This is a genomic window from Paenibacillus sp. GM2 (genome assembly GCF_900069005.2).
GTDB lineage: Bacteria > Bacillota > Bacilli > Paenibacillales > Paenibacillaceae > Fontibacillus.
Map to the genome: position 1 here is coordinate 2,860,165 of NZ_LN831279.1, position 17,238 is coordinate 2,877,402.

Sequence of the window (17,238 nt, forward strand, 5' to 3'; positions counted from 1 at the left end):
TAAGACGACAAAGAACCCCACCTGCCTAAGCAGATGAGGTTCTTCCTTCATCATGTCATCTATTTAACTTTGATCTTTAATACCAAGGTACCAAGTATCAGTTCTCTACCGCAGTTATCGTCTCCTGTGGCGGCTGGTAGGTGTCCAGTCTACGGAACCGGATGCCCACCTGCTCCAGCATGGCCCTGACTTTGTCGGTATCCTTGGGATACGGGCGGTGGAAGACGATCTCTATAATCCCGCTGTTTGCGAGCATATTCGCACAGGTCCAGCACGGTTCATCTGTTACGTACACACTTGAGCCTTCGCGATCAATTCGGTCGGTGAACAGCAGAAGATTCTGTTCCGCATGGATCGTGCGAATGCAGCGCTGTTTTTTGACCATGGTCTCTTTACCGTCCTGAACAACTAATTCGTATTCCTCGGAGATCATGCAGCCTGCTTCCGAACAATCCGGAACACCGGAGGGTGCTCCGTTATACGCTGTTCCGAGCAGCTTCTTGCCTTGCACGAGCACAGCCCCAACATGGCGCCGATCACAGCGGGAACGGGTCGACACCATATAGGCGATATCCATGAAATACGTATCCCAATCTTTACGTTGATCATGATTCATTGTTCGCTAATCTCCTATCTCAGCCCTACAAAGGGCCTCATTTTTTCAAGCATTTTTGCGCCGATTCCTTTGACCTTTGTTAAATCCTCTATCGATTGGAAGTGGCCATTCTCATTGCGAAATTGAATGATCGCCTGCGCCTTCTTCTCACCGATGTCCGGAATCTCTTGAAGCTCTGTCACTCCGGCTGTATTGATATTAATCAAGCCGCTCTGGCCTTGGGCTCCAGCAGGTGGTGTGCCTTCGCTCTTAACCTGTGCATCCGCTGTGCCCGTACCTACAGCATTTGGCTCAGCGTTCCCCTTGTTATGATCCGGCCCAGCTGTATTCATATCAAGCGAAACCTGATCCGCCTGGCCTTGAGCCTGTGCCTTTGCGGTTTGCGGTGCCGATGCATCCAGAGCCGACCTATCTGAGGAGATATCATTCATATCAGCCGCTTGATCCTCCAGAGTCATCGCTACCTCCCGGTTCACTGGGACCCACCCTTCGATCCCTGAGGCCTGACTGCCTCCCAGGACAAGAAGCATCAATACCGCCCCCGCAAGCGCGGAGCAAATCGAGGTGATGACATACCCTTTATTCATCATATAACACTCCAATCTCAAAAGAATCTGTGCCGTATAGGTCATGAAGATCCAATCAAGATGCATACATATATAAAAACACTGCATATTTGCACGAAAGGAGGAAACGGGATGAAAGTGGCTTTCATCGGAACAGGATCTATGGGCAGCCTGCTAATCGACGCATTTCTACGCTCCGGTGCATTGCATCAAAGCTTCATCTGCATCAGCAATCGTTCCCCGCATAAGGCGGAACGGATTGCAGGACGCCATCCCGGAATACGCATCGTAGACAGCAATGTCGAAGCCGCGCGTGAGAGCCAAATTATATTCCTATGTGTGAAGCCGCTGGATTTCCCGGGCGTCCTATCGGAGATTAAGGATGTGCTGACGGATAAACAAATTATCGTATCCATTACGAGCCCTGTTCAGCTTGAAATGCTGGAGCAGGCCGTTCCATCGCGTATAGCAAAAATCATTCCCAGCATTACACATTCGGTGCAAAGCGGAGCCTCGCTCTGCATATATGGTTCGCGCATCCAGCCGGAGGATCGTCTCTTGCTGGAGCAACTCATGTCATCGATCAGCACTCCATTAATCATCAAGGAGGAACAAACCCGGATCGCCTCTGATATTTCAAGCTGCGGCCCTGCCTTTATCGCGTTCATCCTGCAGCGTTGGGCCGAAACTGCGGCCGAGATGACGGGAATTGACAGAGGCGATGCCTTGTATCTGGGGTCGCAAATGCTGCTCGGCACCGGCAAGCTGCTTACGGAAGGCGGACTGTCGCCGGAAGAGCTCCAGCGGCGCGTCTCCGTACCGGGCGGAATCACCGCCAAAGGCATTGATATTTTAGATTCAGGGCTGCAGGACGTGTTCTCCAGGCTCATCGACGCCACGCATCAGAAGTATAATGAAGATCTCGACAAATTAGACAAATTGTTCAGTGAAATCCAAAACGAACGGTGATTCTATGAACTACTACATATTACTCCAAAAATGAGGTTTAAAAAGTTCGACTTCCTTATCAAAGGCAGATTCTTGACCGAACTCTAAAATCGTATAAAAAGAGGGAAGACCGCCGGGTTCGGCCGGCCTTCCCAGTCCTTGTCTGTCTGCAATATGGATTATCCGACTACGATATTGACAAGCTTGCCCGGAACCGCAATGACTTTACGGACCGTCTTGCCTTCAACAGCCTGCTTCACGTTAGGCAGGTTCATGCTGTGTTCTTGCATGGCCGCTTGGTCAAGATCCTTGGAAATCTTCGTGCGTTCTACGATCTTCCCGTTCACCTGTACCACAATCTCTACCTCTGCATCCACAGTCCAAGCTTCATCATAAGTTGGCCAGGATACATAGCTGATGCCTCCCGTATTTCCAAGACGCTCCCACAATTCTTCTGCAATATGCGGTGCAAGCGGAGACAGCATTTGTACAAAGTGCTCGGCTGCTTCCTTCGGCACACTGTCCACTTTGTAGGCTTCGTTGACGAAGATCATCAACTGGCTGATCGCCGTATTGAACCGCAGAGCCTCAAGATCCTCCGTTACCTTCTTCACTGTCTTATGCCAGGTACGTTTGAATTCGTCGCTGCCTTCGCCGCCGATCTTCGCGTTCAGGCTACCATCCTCAGCAACGAACAAACGCCAAATCCGGGACAAGAAGCGGTGAGCCCCTTCAACCCCATTCTCGCTCCAAGGCTTGGTCGCCTCAAGCGGCCCCATGAACATTTCATACATACGGAGTGTATCCGCGCCATAATTGTTCACGATATCGTCCGGGTTAATCACGTTGCCGCGGGATTTACTCATCTTCTCATTATTTGTGCCGAGAATCATCCCTTGGTTAACCAGCTTGTGGAACGGTTCCTTCGTCGATACTACGCCAAGATCATACAGCACTTTATGCCAGAAGCGCGCATAGAGCAGATGCAATACCGCATGTTCCGCACCGCCGATATACAGATCGACTGGAAGCCACTCCTGTTGCTTCTCCGGGGAGCATAGCTCTTTGTCATTATGCGGATCAATATAACGCAGGTAGTACCAGCAGCTTCCTGCCCATTGCGGCATCGTATTTGTCTCGCGGCGAGCTTTAAGTCCTGTCTCGGGATCTACCGTATTCACCCATTCTGTAACGTTCGCCAGCGGGGATTCCCCTGTACCGGATGGTTTAATATGCTCAACTTCCGGAAGGACAAGCGGCAGCTGATCCTCAGGAACCGGCTTCATCGTTCCGTCTTCGAGGTGAAGGATCGGAATCGGCTCGCCCCAATAACGCTGACGGCTGAACAACCAGTCGCGCAGGCGGTAAGTGACTTTCCCCTGGCCTTTGCCGTTCTCTTCAAGCCAGGCAATCATCTTCTTAATTGCTGCTTCTTTATCCATACCATCCAGGAACCCGGAATTGACATGCGGGCCGTCCCCGGTATAAGCTTCCTTGGACAGGTCGCCACCGGACAGCACTTCGATGATAGGAAGATCGAATTGCTTCGCAAATTCATAGTCGCGTTCATCATGACCCGGAACAGCCATAATAGCCCCGGTACCGTAACCGGCAAGTACATAATCGGCAATCCAGATCGGCAGCTTCGCGCCGTTAGCCGGGTTGATCGCATATGCGCCGGTAAATACGCCGGTCTTCTCTTTAGCCAAATCAGTACGCTCCAGATCGCTCTTATGAGCGGCTTTTTCCTGATAGCTCTCTACGGCGCCACGCTGCGCATCCGTCGTGATCCTGGCTACCAGTTCATGTTCAGGAGCAAGCACGGCGTAGGTAGAACCGAACAATGTATCCGGGCGAGTCGTAAATACGACCAGTTCCCCCTCGTGACCCTCGATATCAAATACGACTTCCGCACCTTCGGATTTGCCGATCCAATTGCGCTGCATATCCTTAATACTCTCGGACCAATCAAGTTCCTCGAGATCTTCCAATAACCGTTCCGCGTACTCGGTGATTTTCAGCACCCATTGACGCATCGGCTTACGGATTACCGGATGGCCGCCGCGCTCGCTCTTGCCGTCGATAACTTCTTCATTGGCGAGCACAGTACCGAGTGCCGGACACCAGTTCACTGGAATTTCCGCCACATAAGCGAGTCCTTTCTTGTAGAGCTGAATGAAAATCCATTGTGTCCATTTATAGTAGTCCGGATCCGTTGTGCTGATCTCACGGTCCCAATCATAGGAGAAACCGAGCGATTTGATCTGGCGCCGGAAATTGTTCACATTCTTGATCGTAATGTCGCGAGGATGCTCACCTGTATCCAGCGCATGCTGCTCCGCCGGCAGTCCGAAAGCGTCCCAGCCCATTGGATGAAGCACATTATAGCCGCGCATCCGCTTGTAGCGTGATACGATATCCGTCGCCGTGTAGCCTTCAGGATGGCCTACATGAAGCCCCGCCCCCGAAGGATAAGGGAACATATCCAATGCATAAAATTTTGGTTTGCCCGCGTCTTCGCGAGTCTTGAAAGTTTGATTCTCTTCCCAGAATACTTGCCATTTCGGCTCAATGGTCTGGGCTTGATACACGTCATGAGGTACGTTCTTGTCCGCCATGATTCTCGAGTCCTCCTCTAAAACATCTCCTGAAATGTAAAAAAACCTCTTCATCCATAGCGTTATCGCTAGGGACGAGAGGAAATTTCCCGTGGTACCACCCTAGTTAGCGTTGGACATGCTTTGTCCTTCGCTCCCTTATGTACCCAATAACGCGGGTAGGACGATGATGTTACAGGGACTATGCCCTTTTGCATCATGACTCCGAGGCGAGTTCATTTGTTGCTCCAACCGGCTTTCACCAGCCACCGGCTCTCTGAATGGCGCAGTAACCAAACTAATAATCCTCATCTAAGTCGCAAATATCCAATGAATCACCCTATATTATATAGAAAGATTCTTTTTAACGCAACATGCCTGACAATATTTCAAGATGAAGGGGCTCAGGGAATGATGTAACATTCATATAATATTCAAGAGCATGTCACTTTACACGTTTTTTGAACAGGCGTATAATTTCAATTGTTCCCACTAGTTCATTGAAGTGAACAACCGGAACGGTTCATCTTACCGAGACGTGGCTCAGCTTGGTAGAGCGCTTGCTTCGGGAGCAAGAGGTCGCAGGTTCAAATCCTGTCGTCTCGATTTTATTTATATGGATATTACTTACCGCTTTTAATGACAGCAACCTGACGAATGGTTAATTCTGAAGGGAGTTGTCTTTTTTATTATATTTATCGTCATTACCGAGGATCTAATATGCACCAAATGCCGCACTTCTAAATTGACCACCATTTAAATAATGGATACTATTGAAATATTAGAGATGGATGGTAGGGGTGTCTAATATGAGCCGTACAACCACGATTAGTGCAATACTGAATGATTTTATGATTCAAGAAGGATTGAATTTACGGAAATTTGCTGAGCAGGTTGGTATAAATATCGGCTCTCTTAGCTACATTCTCAATGAAAATAGAACTTTGAAAATGGAACAGCTAGACCGCATCACAGCGGTTATGGGACTACCTGAAGGTTACTTCTATAATCAGTACTACGATGAAGTTATAGCTGGGTCTCCTCCTAACTGGCGCAAAATCAAGCCCTTCTTATACGGTTGTGTAGAGGTTGGCAACTTGGACCTTCTTCTTAAAACAGTTCAGCAATTGCTAGACAACCTGATCTATTCCCCACACCTGTTTGAAGTAGCAGAAGATCTCAACAAGAATAACAAGAAAGAAGCAGCCATTATTTTGTATGAAAATGTAGCACAAAGTGAGAGACATCAGCATTCCGAACGGCTGGCCCTTTGTCAGTATCGTTTATTTATGTGTGAACTCGAAAACAACCAGGAAAAGAATTACCAAGCGGCCCTTCAGTTTGAATTATTTGTAGACCGTCTGGGCGAGTATGATCAGCTTGAAGCGTTGAAGGATTTAGCAAATACATACCGGGCATTAAGCCGTTGGAATAAGCTGGAGGAAATTGCAGAGAGACTTAAGCAAATAGCTCAATTTCTGTATCAAAAAGGGCCCAAATATGATAGCGATTATAAATGGCATCGTCCACTCTTTACTTACATAGCTTATGCCAACTTACTGCTGGGCGATGTGTATGAACACAAAAGAGACTATGAAAAAACGCTGCAATATATACAATTGTATAACGACTTGGATTGGGTAAAGGAACAGGATGAGGAAACTGTAAAATGGAAAGAAAAATTTCAGGACTGGGCCAAAATGAATACCATGGTAACGAAGTTAGCCGCGGGTGATGCAAGCGTGCTTGCAGATTACTTAGCTTACATGGAATCCAATCATGATGAAGTATTGTTGTCCCTTTTAAACATTATCGAATTCGCTAATCGCTACCACTTTAACATCGATGATATTCTCCAGCGCTTTGATATTCCTTCCTTGATTATTAAGCATAAGTCTCTCAACAAAGTGTATACCCGACAGATTATTGGGGGGCATATAGCTCGCTTTAACAATGAATTATGCTCTTATTATTTAAATAAGGGCGGATACAGAGATGGATTAAACTACTTATTAAACACCCTGAACAAGTCCGTATTTATTAGTGAGAAGCATTGTATATTTAGACTGCTCGGTCAATATCATTTCTCTTACAACGACCAGCACTCCGGCATGAAAATAATCTCAACCAACGTGCAGGAGACCAGTTCATAGAACTGGTCTTTTGATTGTCAGCAAACCGTCTTCCAGCTACGCTATCATCGCTAATTAATCAGCTAGCTGCAGAAGGATCCCCGACACCACGTTATCTGCAAAAGAGCGCTCCGGACGAGACTTCAACATTACTGTCAATCCAATTAAAGAGACTACCAATGTCTGTGCCAGAGCCTTGGCATTAGGCCGGGGGTTAAGTTCCCCTGATTGAATTCCCCGTTCTATAGCCTCCTGAAAAATGACCGTCAGGTACATCTGATGCTCCCTCGTAAGAATTTCAAACTTTTCATCATGGGGCGCAAGCTCCACCATCGTATTGAGACAAAAGCATCCCCGGTTGATTTTCTCCGCATAGGCCTGTCCAACCACTCCTTCAAGAAAGATGCGGAATGCTTCTCGGATAGATGGGTGATTATGAAACTGCGCTCTAATCATAGAGGCATGCATTTGTGTATATTTGCGCAGCGCAGCTTCAAACAGTCCCTTCTTATCGCCAAATGCCGCATATAGGCTAGGTCGCTGAATCCCCATTCTGGATGTCAAATCGCTTAAAGAGGTAGCTTCAAACCCCTTCTCCCAAAAAATCTGCATCGCTGCATCCAACGCTTGTTCCTCATCAAACTCACGAAGCCTGGCCAATTCTATTCCCCCAAACATTTTATATCGATCAGTATATATTAATGTTATACAACAGGCTTCTTAATGTCAAATACATCTTGACACACCCTTATGCTTAAATATATATTTACAAAGAAACATTTTGTACTCATTGGTATAAAATATTACTACGAGGTGTAAACATGCAAAATTTTAACCCGGATTCACCTGTTATTCATAATAAGCCCGATAACCTAGCCGTAACACAAAATACAGCCGCTAAAGCTGCTGCTCCCTTGATGACGCGTCGTATAGCCATCCTATTCGCCATCGCCTGCGGACTGGCCGTATCAAATGTTTATTATGCTCAGCCGCTGCTCGACTCCCTGGCGTATGAGTTTGGAATCTCTCATTCTTCCCTCGGCATCGTAATCACGGTGACTCAAATTTGTTATGCACTTGGGCTGTTTCTGCTGGTTCCGCTCGGCGACTTATTGAATCAGCGCCGACTGATCGTCGTCATGATGCTCCTCTCTGTTGCCGCTCTGGCCATTATTGGAACCGCTCCTGCCGTGCCGGTTCTGTTCCTTGGCCTAGCAATTATGGGTCTGCTCGCAGTTGTAACCCAGGTGCTTGTGTCATTCGCTTCAACCCTTGCAGCCCCGTCCGAACGAGGGAGTGTCGTCGGCTTTGTAACCAGCGGAGTAGTTATTGGAATTCTATTGGCAAGAACCGTTGCAGGTGTCCTGACTGATCTTGCTGGCTGGCGTTCGGTCTATCTTACCTCTGCAGCCTTAATGCTCATGATAGTTAGTGTTATCTATTGGGTAATGCCACAACCTGGCAGATTGGAAAAGAATTCGCTCTCCTATTTGCAACTGCTCCATTCGGTGCTGCAATTATTTGTAGAAGAGCATATCCTGCGGATTCGAGCCATTTTAGCAATGCTGATCTTTACAGCATTTAGCACATTATGGACTTCGCTGGTATTGCCGCTTAGTTCACCCCCGCATTCTCTGTCACATACCGCTATAGGCGCTTTCGGCCTGGCTGGCGTAACAGGAGCATTGGCAGCTGCTCGAGCAGGGAGGCTTGCCGATCACGGGTGGGGACAGAGAACAACCGGCGTTGCTCTGTTCCTGCTAACGGTATCGTGGCTGCCTATCAATGAGTTGAAGCATTCGCTTGTGTTCTTGGTTCTTGGCGTTATTCTGCTTGATGCAGCCGTACAGGCTGTACATGTCACGAACCAGAGCTTGATCTTCAACGTCCGCCCCGAAGCAAGAAGCCGTCTGACCGCAGCCTACATGATTTTCTATTCCATCGGAAGCGCCACCGGGTCGATTGCTTCAACCAAGCTTTATGCCTATGGGGGCTGGAATGCGGTTTGCTTGTTTGGCGCTGCCGTAAGTGGAATAGCTCTTATCTTCTGGGCAATAACTCGCCGTTTGTCATAAAAAGAACATAGAAGCTGGGCCTTGGGGCCTTGCTTCTATGTTCACGGACCGGACGGCTGTGAAGTTAAAAACCTCAAGCCAATAAACTTTTAGTTTTACTCTTTTCAACAACCATCCCCTCTTTTAATATCGGAAACTAGTTCAATCGCTCATTACTCGACTTCACGCTCATTATTCTACTCGCACTCAGTTAGCCGTTGACGATCTCTCCGCCTGTTAATGAGGCCGCGACTGCTATCCAGCATCCAGCCTACTTCGGCCCAAATTAGCTCTAGCGTAGCTCAGCCTCGGACATATGTATTTCTAACGAAACTACATCACGTTATTACCTCAAAAATCGTGATGATTCTAGTCTAACGAAACACCATATCGTTATTTAGACCGGATTGAGGGTTTATTCTATATATTTGGCTCAATAACGATACTCTGTTTCGTTAGAATTTTATATCGCCTATTTTTACCCAAATAGCGATGCTCTGTTTCGTTAGAAATTGGTTCCGAGCAACATTAAGCCCTCTTGATAGTGCTTCTTCTGACAGAAGCCATCAAGAGGGCTTTTGAATTCCTAGCGCTTACTTTGCTCCACGCTCATTACTCCGCTCACACTCATCCTGCTCCGAGGACTGTACTTCCTTTGCAAGGGTAAACTCATACTTTCTACAAGCAGAAGAATGGACAACATAGAGAGAAGCAGCCTCCTCATCAATCAGCAATGATTTTTATCTGATTTTCATAACATCTGAATGTCTACATGCTGAAAACATAAGATACACCTCAGCCTATTAGACAAAAATTGCCTAACTCGGTATGATGAACTAAAGCCAGGAAATACAAAATTTTACGCATGGATCATGGAGATATATATGAAATCGGTCTATCAAAATTGGAATATGGATGCCGAGCTTCCGCTTGAAATCTATAGGATTAACAATCTATCCTTTTATCCGCACTTCCATAATGAGCTGGAATTCGTCTACGTGGAGCGAGGCGATATTATCGTCGGGGTAAATGAAGAGAAACGACGGCTGCAGGCGGGGGATATGGTCATTTGCTGCAGTAATGATATTCACTATTATGAGAGCAAGGATCTGGAGTCTGAAGCGTTCATGCTGATCTTTAAGCCGGAGCTGATTGGTGCGGCCAAAACCTGGCCTGTTGATTTTCGCTTCGAATCGCCGTATATCGATTCCACTCAGCCGGAATTTTCACGAATTGGCGATTTACTGCGTCAAATGCTGCAAGAGAAGGAGAACGCCCGGACTGGCTACCCGATGTACATCAAAAGCTGTCTGCTGGAATTGTTCGGAACCTTGTGCAGGTATCTGCCCACCGTTCCCTTTGACCGAAGCTCCAGCCAGCGGTTTGAGAATAAACGGGCCAAAATCCATAAGATTATTTCTTTTATCGAGGCGAATTATGCGATGGACTTATCCGTTGAGATGATGTCGGAGCGGTTTGAGATGAATCCATCCCACTTCTGCCGTTCCTTTAAAAAAGCGATCGGTATGAATTTCAAAACTTATCTCAATACGATCCGGGTGCTTATGGCGGAGCATCAGCTTGTGAACACGGATTCCAGCATCACGGATATTGCTCTGGAGTGCGGATTTGGCAGCATTCGTACTTTTAATCGAGTGTACAAAGAACTCAAGGGATGCGCTCCGTCGGATACACGCAGCTCTCAATAGAAAAGTGTTGATAAGGAGGCAATCTTCATGGCTGCCATGGATAAGCTCAGCGCCACAAGGCGGTCTCGTCTTAAAAAGTCCATTCGCAAATGGATCATTTCCATTCTCGTATTTTGGGGAATATTTAAAATGTTGCTCTACCTGTTAACCGATGTTATTTTTCAATTTATATCCCTCCCGAGGCCTCATGACTTTTATATCCAATTGGCTGCCTCTGGGATCATTATTCTGTTGTCCCTCATCTTCACCAGTCTGCTCGTCAATGAGCGCAATAGTTACGAAGAGCTATAAATATGTGTAAATGCAAACAGGGCTGCTCCCGATCATCTTCCGATGATGACTGAAGGACAGCCCTAATTTTGTTGTTGAAGCCTATAATGATGAGCTTTGCTTCAACGCCTGCAACAGCGAAGCTAAACTCAATTTTACAGTGCTATTGTATACGATATCCGCACCTGAAGCTCCCAGCAGCTCCGGATCGCCGATACCAACTGCATACATCCCCGCCGCTTTAATCGCCTCGATTCCGGCTTGGGCATCCTCGATTCCGATACAGCATCGCGGATCGGCACCTGCCAATTCTGCTCCCTTCAGAAAGATGTCGGGGGCGGGCTTGCCCGAAATCCCGTCAGGGTCCGCAATCGCATAGAAGCGGTCCGCCAGCCCAAGCGACTCCAATATTTGCGGTGCATTCTTGCTTGCCGACGTCAATACGGAGGGAACATGATGCTCTGTCAACTGATCGAGCAATTCACCAATCCCTGGGTAGACATGGTCCGGAGCAAGCCCGGCAAGCAGTGACACATAATGCTTGTTTTTGTCTGCGGCCAGCTGCTCACGATGCTTCAGCGAATACTGGTGATCCTTACGCCCATGAACCAATATCCGCTCCAGGGATTCCATTCGGCTAATTCCCTTGAGCTGTTCGTTAAAATCACGGTCGATTTCGATTCCGATTTGCTCCGCCATCTGCTTCCAGGCCAAATAGTGATACTCTGCGGTATCGGTAATGACGCCATCCAGATCAAATAATACGGCTTGCAGTTTCATGTTAGTCATCTCCTCTCGCTTCGGTCAGGCTAACCACCAGCACATCGTCGAAACGGTATTCCTTCCCGTAAACATTCAGCTTGACTGGAACCTGATCCGTTGCCTTGACGATAAGCCGATCCGCCGTGACCTCCAATTCCAGGCGCTGTCCTTGCCAATTGATCATAAACTCCAGCTGGCTCCAATGCTCCGGCAGCTGCGGATTTATCCTTAATTCGCCATGCAGCATTCGCATGCCCGCGAAGCCCATCACAATCACCTGCCAAATACCACCGATGGAGGCTGTATGCATTCCCAAATCAGATGACTTCATCTCGGGTCCCAGATCAATTTCACAGGCCTGCCTGAACAATCGGTAAGCGAGGGAACGATCGGCGAGATCATTGGCTAGTATCGCGTGCGTTGACAGGCTCAAGGAAGAGTCATGGATCGTTTTCGGCTCATAGTAATTGTAATTGGCAATCTTCACATCATTGCTGAACCTGTCCTCTAACCAGTAGAAGAGGATCATCAAATCTGCCTGCTTGGACACCTGAATATCACTCAATTGCTCCAGACTGTAATCCTCAAAGATCGTATTCACATGCGTCTGATTTTTGTATTTCGTCAAGTCGATGATCCGCTTCGTCAAGTAAGTATCATCCTGTGGAATAACAAGACCCTCTCCTGGCTGGGGAAGATAGATTTTATTGATGCATTTCATCCAGGCTTCCATCGCATGCTCCAAATTCAGCAGCTCACTCAAACGATGGAATACGTCAGAATCGCTCTCCTTCAGATTACTGTAGTACTCCATAGCAAGCTGTATATTGAAATGGGCAAAATAGTTTGTGAACGCGTTGTTATCCACATGCTCTTTATACTCATCAGGGCCGATTACATCATGAATGCAGTACTGCCCCTTTGCTTCATCCCATTCCAGACGGCTGACCCAGAATCGGGCCGTGTCAAAAATAATCTCATAGCCATAATTCTCCATGAAGGCCCGATCGCCTGTAACCATGTAGTATTGCCATACCGCAAAGGCTACATCGGCAGTAATATGCTGCTCGATAAAGCCGGTCCAGATCTTTGTCTGCTTGCCAGTAACGATATCCACGCGGCCCCATTCCTGGGCCATCTCGCCATCGCTGGGCCATGCGGCTTCCCACGGGTACATGGCCCCTTCGTAGCCGTTGCTTCTCGCTTTTTTCCTTGCACCTTCAAGTCCTAAATAACGATAGATCAGCAGCGATCTCGCCACCTCGGGATTGGAATAAATAAAGAACGGAAGGATGAACATTTCCGTATCCCAGAAGGAATGGCCTTGATAGCCCTCGCCGCTCAGTCCCTTAGCCGCAATTCCCATCCGTTCGTCATGAGCCGGAGTCATCACCGTTAAATGATAAAGGGCGAAGCGGGCGGCCAATATATCGAACTCATCCTCCGATTGGATATTCAGCTGATACTGCCTCCACACCTTCTGCTCCCATGCGCAAGCATGCCGGGCGAACAATTCCTCATACCCTTCAGCCGCGCACTGCTTCAAGGTATTTAGAGCGCAGCCGCGCATCTCCTGCGGCCCCATTCCGTCAAACTGTTTATCCCGGGAGGTATGCACCGTTGTCAGCTTCTCAAGCGAGAATTTTTGCCCCTTCATCAGGGTTCCTTGATAACTGAGCATAATCAATCGGCGGTCCATCCGCATAAACGGCTGATCCAGCTCGGCATCGGCAAGAGTAACATGATGTACGGTGTGGAACATAAAATTAATATTGGATTCTACCGTTCTCGTCACCATCTCCACATACTTTTTATCGTAAATCCGCTTCTCGCCTTCAAAGAAATGCTGTGCCCCGCTATTGGATACCTGAGCGTTCACACCGCTCTCAACACTCACATTCACATCATCGTTCAGCGCCTCCAGTTCCATCTTCATAGCGATGACATGCAGGTTATCCAACGATACAAACCTTCTGAATTTCAATGCCACCTGCTTGCCGGAAGAAGTTGTCCAAATAAACGACCTTCTTAATTCGGCGGTCTTCAGATTCAGGGCCCTCACATAATCCTCCGTCCGTACAGACGCATCCAGCCTTTCCCCATCTATAAAAATATTCAATCTAGTCACGTCAGCAGCATTCGGGAGCTCCGACACTTCCTGCGCATCCGATTTATTAAAGGTTCCGGCTACGAACAGATTTCTGACTTCACCTACATACGGCTCCTCCGCAGCGCTGCGCAGACCTATATAACCGTTGCCCAGAGACATGACTGCCTCGGCCTTCCCAAGCAAGCTGCTGGAGAAGGATGACTCGGCAACGATCCAGTTCTTCTCCTTCCCCGTCCCCAGATCATATTTCATTCCCATGATCATTTCCTTTCTGTCCGATGCTTTTCCCGCACCTCAAGTCATTCATTTCGTTTCCATTCCAACCATATAAAATGCCCGTTCCCCACCGAGAAGAGGGAGGACGGGCATCAAACTTTTCTAACTTGCTGTAAGCCGCTGCTTAGCCTTTGACCGCACCCGCCGTAATTCCATCGATAATGTTGCGCTGCATCATGATGAAGAATATAATGACCGGGATCGACGCCATGGTTAAAGCAGCCATCGCCAAATGCCATTCATTCATGTATTGCCCGAAATAAACCGATGAAGCAAGCGGAATCGTCTGATTCTTCTTGGAGCTAAGCGTAATCAACGGAAGCAAGAAATCATTCCAGATCCATAGAGAATGCAGGATCGCAATCGTTGTGGTGATCGGCTTCAGCAAGGGAAGGACGATGCGGAAGAACGCTCCGGCAACTCCATTGCCGTCAATCAGAGCGGCTTCCTCAAGCTCACGGGGAATCGCTTTGATAAATCCGTTATACAGGAACACCGCCAAGGGGATTCCGAAACCCCAATACATGATAATGACCCCGCCAATCGAATCCATCATATACATCTCACTAGCAACTTTCACCAGAGGGATCATCAATGTCTGGAACGGAATGACCAGCGATGATAGGATGAGCATGAATAGTACCGTACTCACCCAACCGGGGCGGCGTACAAATTGATAGGCCGCAGGTGCGCTGATCAACAGGATGCCGACTACGGAAATGACCGTAATAATTAGCGAGTTCATGAATACCCCGCCAAAATTCAATTGCGTCCATACCGTCTTGAAATTATCAAAATGAAGTGTGCTGGGAAGCGATGCAACCGATGAAACAACCTCATTATAGGATTTGAATGAATTCACAAACGTTACATACAACGGAAAAAATACAAAGATAGCAATCACAAATAATATGGCGAATATAACCCAATTCCATCTATTTTCGCGCTTTTTCATTACATCTCAACCTCCCTGCGCTTCAGCACAAGTGACTGGACAATAGTGACCGTAGCGAGAATGAGGAAGAATATAACGGACTTGGAGGAGGCATATGTGAACATATTTCTTCCAAAGCCCTCCGTGTAAATATGGTAGGCTAAGGATTGGGTTGTGCCAAAGGGACCTCCGCCCGTTAAGGAGTAATTCAGGTCAAAGCCTTTAAACCCGTTGGCAATAGCCAGGAAAAGATTGATCGTAATCGCCGGTCTGATCAGGGGAAATACGACATTTCGCATTCTGCTCCAGTACCCGGCCCCGTCGATCTCCGAAGCCTCTACCAAATCCTTAGGAACGCCCTGCAGCGCGGATAGATAGATGATCATAAAATAACCGACAGACTGCCACACAGCGACCATAACGATAGACCAGAAGGCGTAATCGGGCAAGCTCAACCAGTTTTTTTGAAAAATAGCCCAGCCGGTTGCCGCCCCGATTTGACTAAATTGATTCGTAATAATAAATTTCCAGATGAAGCCTACAATGACAGAGCCCATAACATAAGGCAGAAAATAAACCGTCCGCAACAGGTTCCTGAATTTGATCGCCCGGTTCAGTCCAAGGGCCAGCAATAATCCGAATACATTCAGCAAAATTGTGGTTGCGACCACATATTTGGCCGTGAATGTAAAGGACCTCCAGAACGAAGCATCGTGGAACAAATTCTGATAGTTCCTCCATCCGATCCAACTGATGTTGCTGCTAATTCCATCCCACTCCTGAAAGCTGAAGATAATAGCTCTCAAGAAGGGAATTAGAATTATTAATGTGAAGAACAGGATAGCCGGTGCGACAAAAGCCGCATAAATCCACCATCCGCGAGATTTAATCGTCATATTAATCATTCCTATTTATTTTGCTTTTTGATCCCAAATGTTCTGCAATTCTTGGATAGTCTGATCTTTATCATATTGGGCTCCGACATAGGCTTGCAGAGGTACCGCAAAGTCTTCCGCAATTCCGGACGGCCACAATTGGAACGACCAAATCAGCGTCTTTTCATCCTTCAAGTACTTGTCCAGATCTTCTGCCAGTGGACCAAGGTCAGGCGTCGTTTCCAAATCCGTAAAAGCAGGAATCATCTTATAAGAGTCAACGATATACTTCTGACCATTTTCATGCAGCCAGGTCAAGAACTTCTTACTCTCTTCAATCACCTTGGAATCCTTGTTAATCGAATAATAAGTCGACACACCTACCGGCATTTTCGTATCTTCAGGATTATCGTTCAGAGGAATCGCGAACATCCCGATATTCATATTAGGATTGATTTTCGTGATCGAGTCGATGGCCCATACGCCTTGCTGCATCATAGCCGTCTTTCCGGAGGCGAAATCGGAAACCTGATTATCATAGTTAAGGCCGATTGTATCCGTGCCTTTACCGTAGTCAATCGTCATGTCCAAGACATCAAAGAACCCGTTCAAGTTTTGCAAATCAGCGATCTTTGCTTCGCCTTTGTACATCTTTGCGATCATGCCTTCCGAGTCCGGCTCATAAGCAAACGGAAGATTGAATAAATGCTGCCCAAGCACCCAGAACGAGTTGTAGCCTTCAGAATAGGAAGAAATGCCCGCGGCCTTCAATTTCTCATTGGCTTCCTTCAGCTCCGTTAATGTTGCAGGCAGCTTATCGATACCCGCTTGAGCAAACATATCCTTATTGTAAATAAATCCGTAGCCCTCAACAGCAAGCGGGAAACCATACTTCTTGCCGTCAACAGTCATCCCTGGCGCTGAGGATGGGATCACTTTATCCATCCATGGCTCTTCGGACAAGTCAACGAGTCTTTCCGACCAATCCTGAATGTCTGTGTAAGCTCTCGTCATGAAAATATCCGGTCCATCGCCAGCCGCAAAACGGGTTTTCAACAGGGTATCATAATTGCCGGTAACCTGAGCTTCAATCGTGACATTTGGATTTTCAGCCATGTAATCGGCAGCCATCGCCTTGATTTTATCGGTGATCTCTGTCTTGAAATCCATAATCTTAATCGTTACTTTGCCATTCGAACTTCCCGAATCCGCACTGGAGCCCTCGCTGTTCTTCGGGCTGCTTCCACCAGCGCAGCCGCTGATTATGGACAAAGCCACGACGCTGGTGAGAAGCATTAGCATAACCTTGCGCATTTTCTTAACCCCCTAAGTTGTTGTTTGCTACACTTCTATTCTAAGAATTCCGTTGATGTCGAAACATAGACTATC

At 47.4% G+C, this 17,238-nt stretch carries 14 protein-coding genes, 1 tRNA gene and 1 other annotated feature; of the genes, 6 read left to right on the forward strand and 9 right to left on the reverse strand.

Annotated elements, in window-relative coordinates:
- Positions 1-97: 97 nt before the first annotated feature.
- On the reverse strand, positions 98-616 hold the full coding sequence (locus BN1360_RS22790) for a deoxycytidylate deaminase (RefSeq protein WP_068782133.1): 519 nt from the start codon (positions 614-616) through the stop codon (positions 98-100).
- 14 nt (positions 617-630) lie between these two features.
- Positions 631-1,203, reverse strand: coding sequence for a ComEA family DNA-binding protein (locus BN1360_RS22795; protein ID WP_068782134.1), 573 nt, complete (start codon positions 1,201-1,203; stop codon positions 631-633).
- A gap of 111 nt (positions 1,204-1,314) precedes the next feature.
- Here BN1360_RS22795 and comER point away from each other — a divergent pair, with 111 nt between their 5' ends.
- Positions 1,315-2,151, forward strand: a complete 837-nt coding sequence (gene comER, locus BN1360_RS22800; RefSeq protein WP_068782135.1) for a late competence protein ComER — start codon at positions 1,315-1,317, stop codon at positions 2,149-2,151.
- A 158-nt stretch (positions 2,152-2,309) separates the two neighbouring features.
- Here comER and leuS read toward each other — a convergent pair whose 3' ends face one another.
- Positions 2,310-4,748, reverse strand: a complete 2,439-nt coding sequence (gene leuS / locus BN1360_RS22805; protein WP_068782136.1) for a leucine--tRNA ligase — start codon at positions 4,746-4,748, stop codon at positions 2,310-2,312.
- A 67-nt stretch (positions 4,749-4,815) separates the two neighbouring features.
- Positions 4,816-5,051: a binding site (T-box leader), on the reverse strand.
- Positions 5,052-5,259: 208 nt separating this feature from the next.
- On the opposite strand from leuS, the gene BN1360_RS22810 reads away from it, so the two are divergent.
- Positions 5,260-5,333: transfer RNA gene (locus BN1360_RS22810), tRNA-Pro, on the forward strand.
- A gap of 203 nt (positions 5,334-5,536) precedes the next feature.
- Positions 5,537-6,880 (forward strand): transcriptional regulator, encoded by a 1,344-nt coding sequence (locus BN1360_RS22815; protein ID WP_069188404.1) that lies wholly within the window; start codon positions 5,537-5,539, stop codon positions 6,878-6,880.
- Between the two features lie 54 nt (positions 6,881-6,934).
- On the opposite strand, the gene BN1360_RS22820 is transcribed toward BN1360_RS22815, so the two are convergent.
- Entirely contained in the window at positions 6,935-7,519 is a 585-nt protein-coding gene (locus tag BN1360_RS22820) for a TetR/AcrR family transcriptional regulator (RefSeq protein WP_068782137.1), read from the reverse strand.
- 257 nt (positions 7,520-7,776) lie between these two features.
- Here BN1360_RS22820 and BN1360_RS22825 point away from each other — a divergent pair, with 257 nt between their 5' ends.
- The 3 genes from BN1360_RS22825 to BN1360_RS22835 all read left to right on the forward strand — a co-directional run bounded on the left by BN1360_RS22825 (position 7,777) and on the right by BN1360_RS22835 (position 10,913).
- Positions 7,777-8,934, forward strand: a complete 1,158-nt coding sequence (locus BN1360_RS22825; RefSeq protein WP_229521146.1) for an MFS transporter — start codon at positions 7,777-7,779, stop codon at positions 8,932-8,934.
- Between the two features lie 851 nt (positions 8,935-9,785).
- Positions 9,786-10,622, forward strand: a complete 837-nt coding sequence (locus tag BN1360_RS22830) for an AraC family transcriptional regulator (protein ID WP_229521080.1) — start codon at positions 9,786-9,788, stop codon at positions 10,620-10,622.
- Between the two features lie 27 nt (positions 10,623-10,649).
- Complete coding sequence (locus tag BN1360_RS22835) at positions 10,650-10,913, forward strand: hypothetical protein (RefSeq protein WP_068782139.1); 264 nt, start codon at positions 10,650-10,652, stop codon at positions 10,911-10,913.
- A gap of 81 nt (positions 10,914-10,994) precedes the next feature.
- Here BN1360_RS22835 and pgmB read toward each other — a convergent pair whose 3' ends face one another.
- The 5 genes from pgmB to BN1360_RS22860 form a co-directional block, all read right to left on the reverse strand.
- A complete protein-coding gene (gene pgmB / locus BN1360_RS22840; RefSeq protein WP_068782140.1) occupies positions 10,995-11,672 on the reverse strand; it encodes a beta-phosphoglucomutase in 678 nt (225 codons plus the stop codon).
- A gap of 1 nt (position 11,673) precedes the next feature.
- Positions 11,674-14,022 (reverse strand): glycoside hydrolase family 65 protein, encoded by a 2,349-nt coding sequence (locus BN1360_RS22845; RefSeq protein WP_069188405.1) that lies wholly within the window; start codon positions 14,020-14,022, stop codon positions 11,674-11,676.
- 142 nt (positions 14,023-14,164) lie between these two features.
- Entirely contained in the window at positions 14,165-14,995 is an 831-nt protein-coding gene (locus tag BN1360_RS22850; RefSeq protein ID WP_068782141.1) for a carbohydrate ABC transporter permease, read from the reverse strand.
- A complete protein-coding gene (locus tag BN1360_RS22855; protein ID WP_068782142.1) occupies positions 14,995-15,870 on the reverse strand; it encodes a carbohydrate ABC transporter permease in 876 nt (291 codons plus the stop codon). Before BN1360_RS22855 ends, BN1360_RS22850 begins: the two co-directional genes overlap by 1 nt.
- Positions 15,871-15,885: 15 nt before the next feature.
- On the reverse strand, positions 15,886-17,163 hold the full coding sequence (locus tag BN1360_RS22860) for an ABC transporter substrate-binding protein (protein WP_068782143.1): 1,278 nt from the start codon (positions 17,161-17,163) through the stop codon (positions 15,886-15,888).
- Positions 17,164-17,238 lie beyond the last annotated feature (75 nt).

What these genes read in the sequence shown, in the direction of transcription:
- BN1360_RS22790 (WP_068782133.1), bottom strand. Translation starts at nt 616, where the DNA reads ATGAATCATGATCAACGTAAAGATTGGGATACGTATTTCATGGATATC.
- BN1360_RS22795 (WP_068782134.1), bottom strand. Translation starts at nt 1,203, where the DNA reads ATGAATAAAGGGTATGTCATCACCTCGATTTGCTCCGCGCTTGCGGGG.
- comER (WP_068782135.1), top strand. Translation starts at nt 1,315, where the DNA reads ATGAAAGTGGCTTTCATCGGAACAGGATCTATGGGCAGCCTGCTAATC.
- leuS (WP_068782136.1), bottom strand. Translation starts at nt 4,748, where the DNA reads ATGGCGGACAAGAACGTACCTCATGACGTGTATCAAGCCCAGACCATT.
- BN1360_RS22815 (WP_069188404.1), top strand. Translation starts at nt 5,537, where the DNA reads ATGAGCCGTACAACCACGATTAGTGCAATACTGAATGATTTTATGATT.
- BN1360_RS22825 (WP_229521146.1), top strand. Translation starts at nt 7,777, where the DNA reads ATGACGCGTCGTATAGCCATCCTATTCGCCATCGCCTGCGGACTGGCC.
- BN1360_RS22830 (WP_229521080.1), top strand. Translation starts at nt 9,786, where the DNA reads ATGGAGATATATATGAAATCGGTCTATCAAAATTGGAATATGGATGCC.
- BN1360_RS22835 (WP_068782139.1), top strand. Translation starts at nt 10,650, where the DNA reads ATGGCTGCCATGGATAAGCTCAGCGCCACAAGGCGGTCTCGTCTTAAA.
- pgmB (WP_068782140.1), bottom strand. Translation starts at nt 11,672, where the DNA reads ATGAAACTGCAAGCCGTATTATTTGATCTGGATGGCGTCATTACCGAT.
- BN1360_RS22845 (WP_069188405.1), bottom strand. Translation starts at nt 14,022, where the DNA reads ATGGGAATGAAATATGATCTGGGGACGGGGAAGGAGAAGAACTGGATC.
- BN1360_RS22850 (WP_068782141.1), bottom strand. Translation starts at nt 14,995, where the DNA reads ATGAAAAAGCGCGAAAATAGATGGAATTGGGTTATATTCGCCATATTA.
- BN1360_RS22855 (WP_068782142.1), bottom strand. Translation starts at nt 15,870, where the DNA reads ATGACGATTAAATCTCGCGGATGGTGGATTTATGCGGCTTTTGTCGCA.
- BN1360_RS22860 (WP_068782143.1), bottom strand. Translation starts at nt 17,163, where the DNA reads ATGCGCAAGGTTATGCTAATGCTTCTCACCAGCGTCGTGGCTTTGTCC.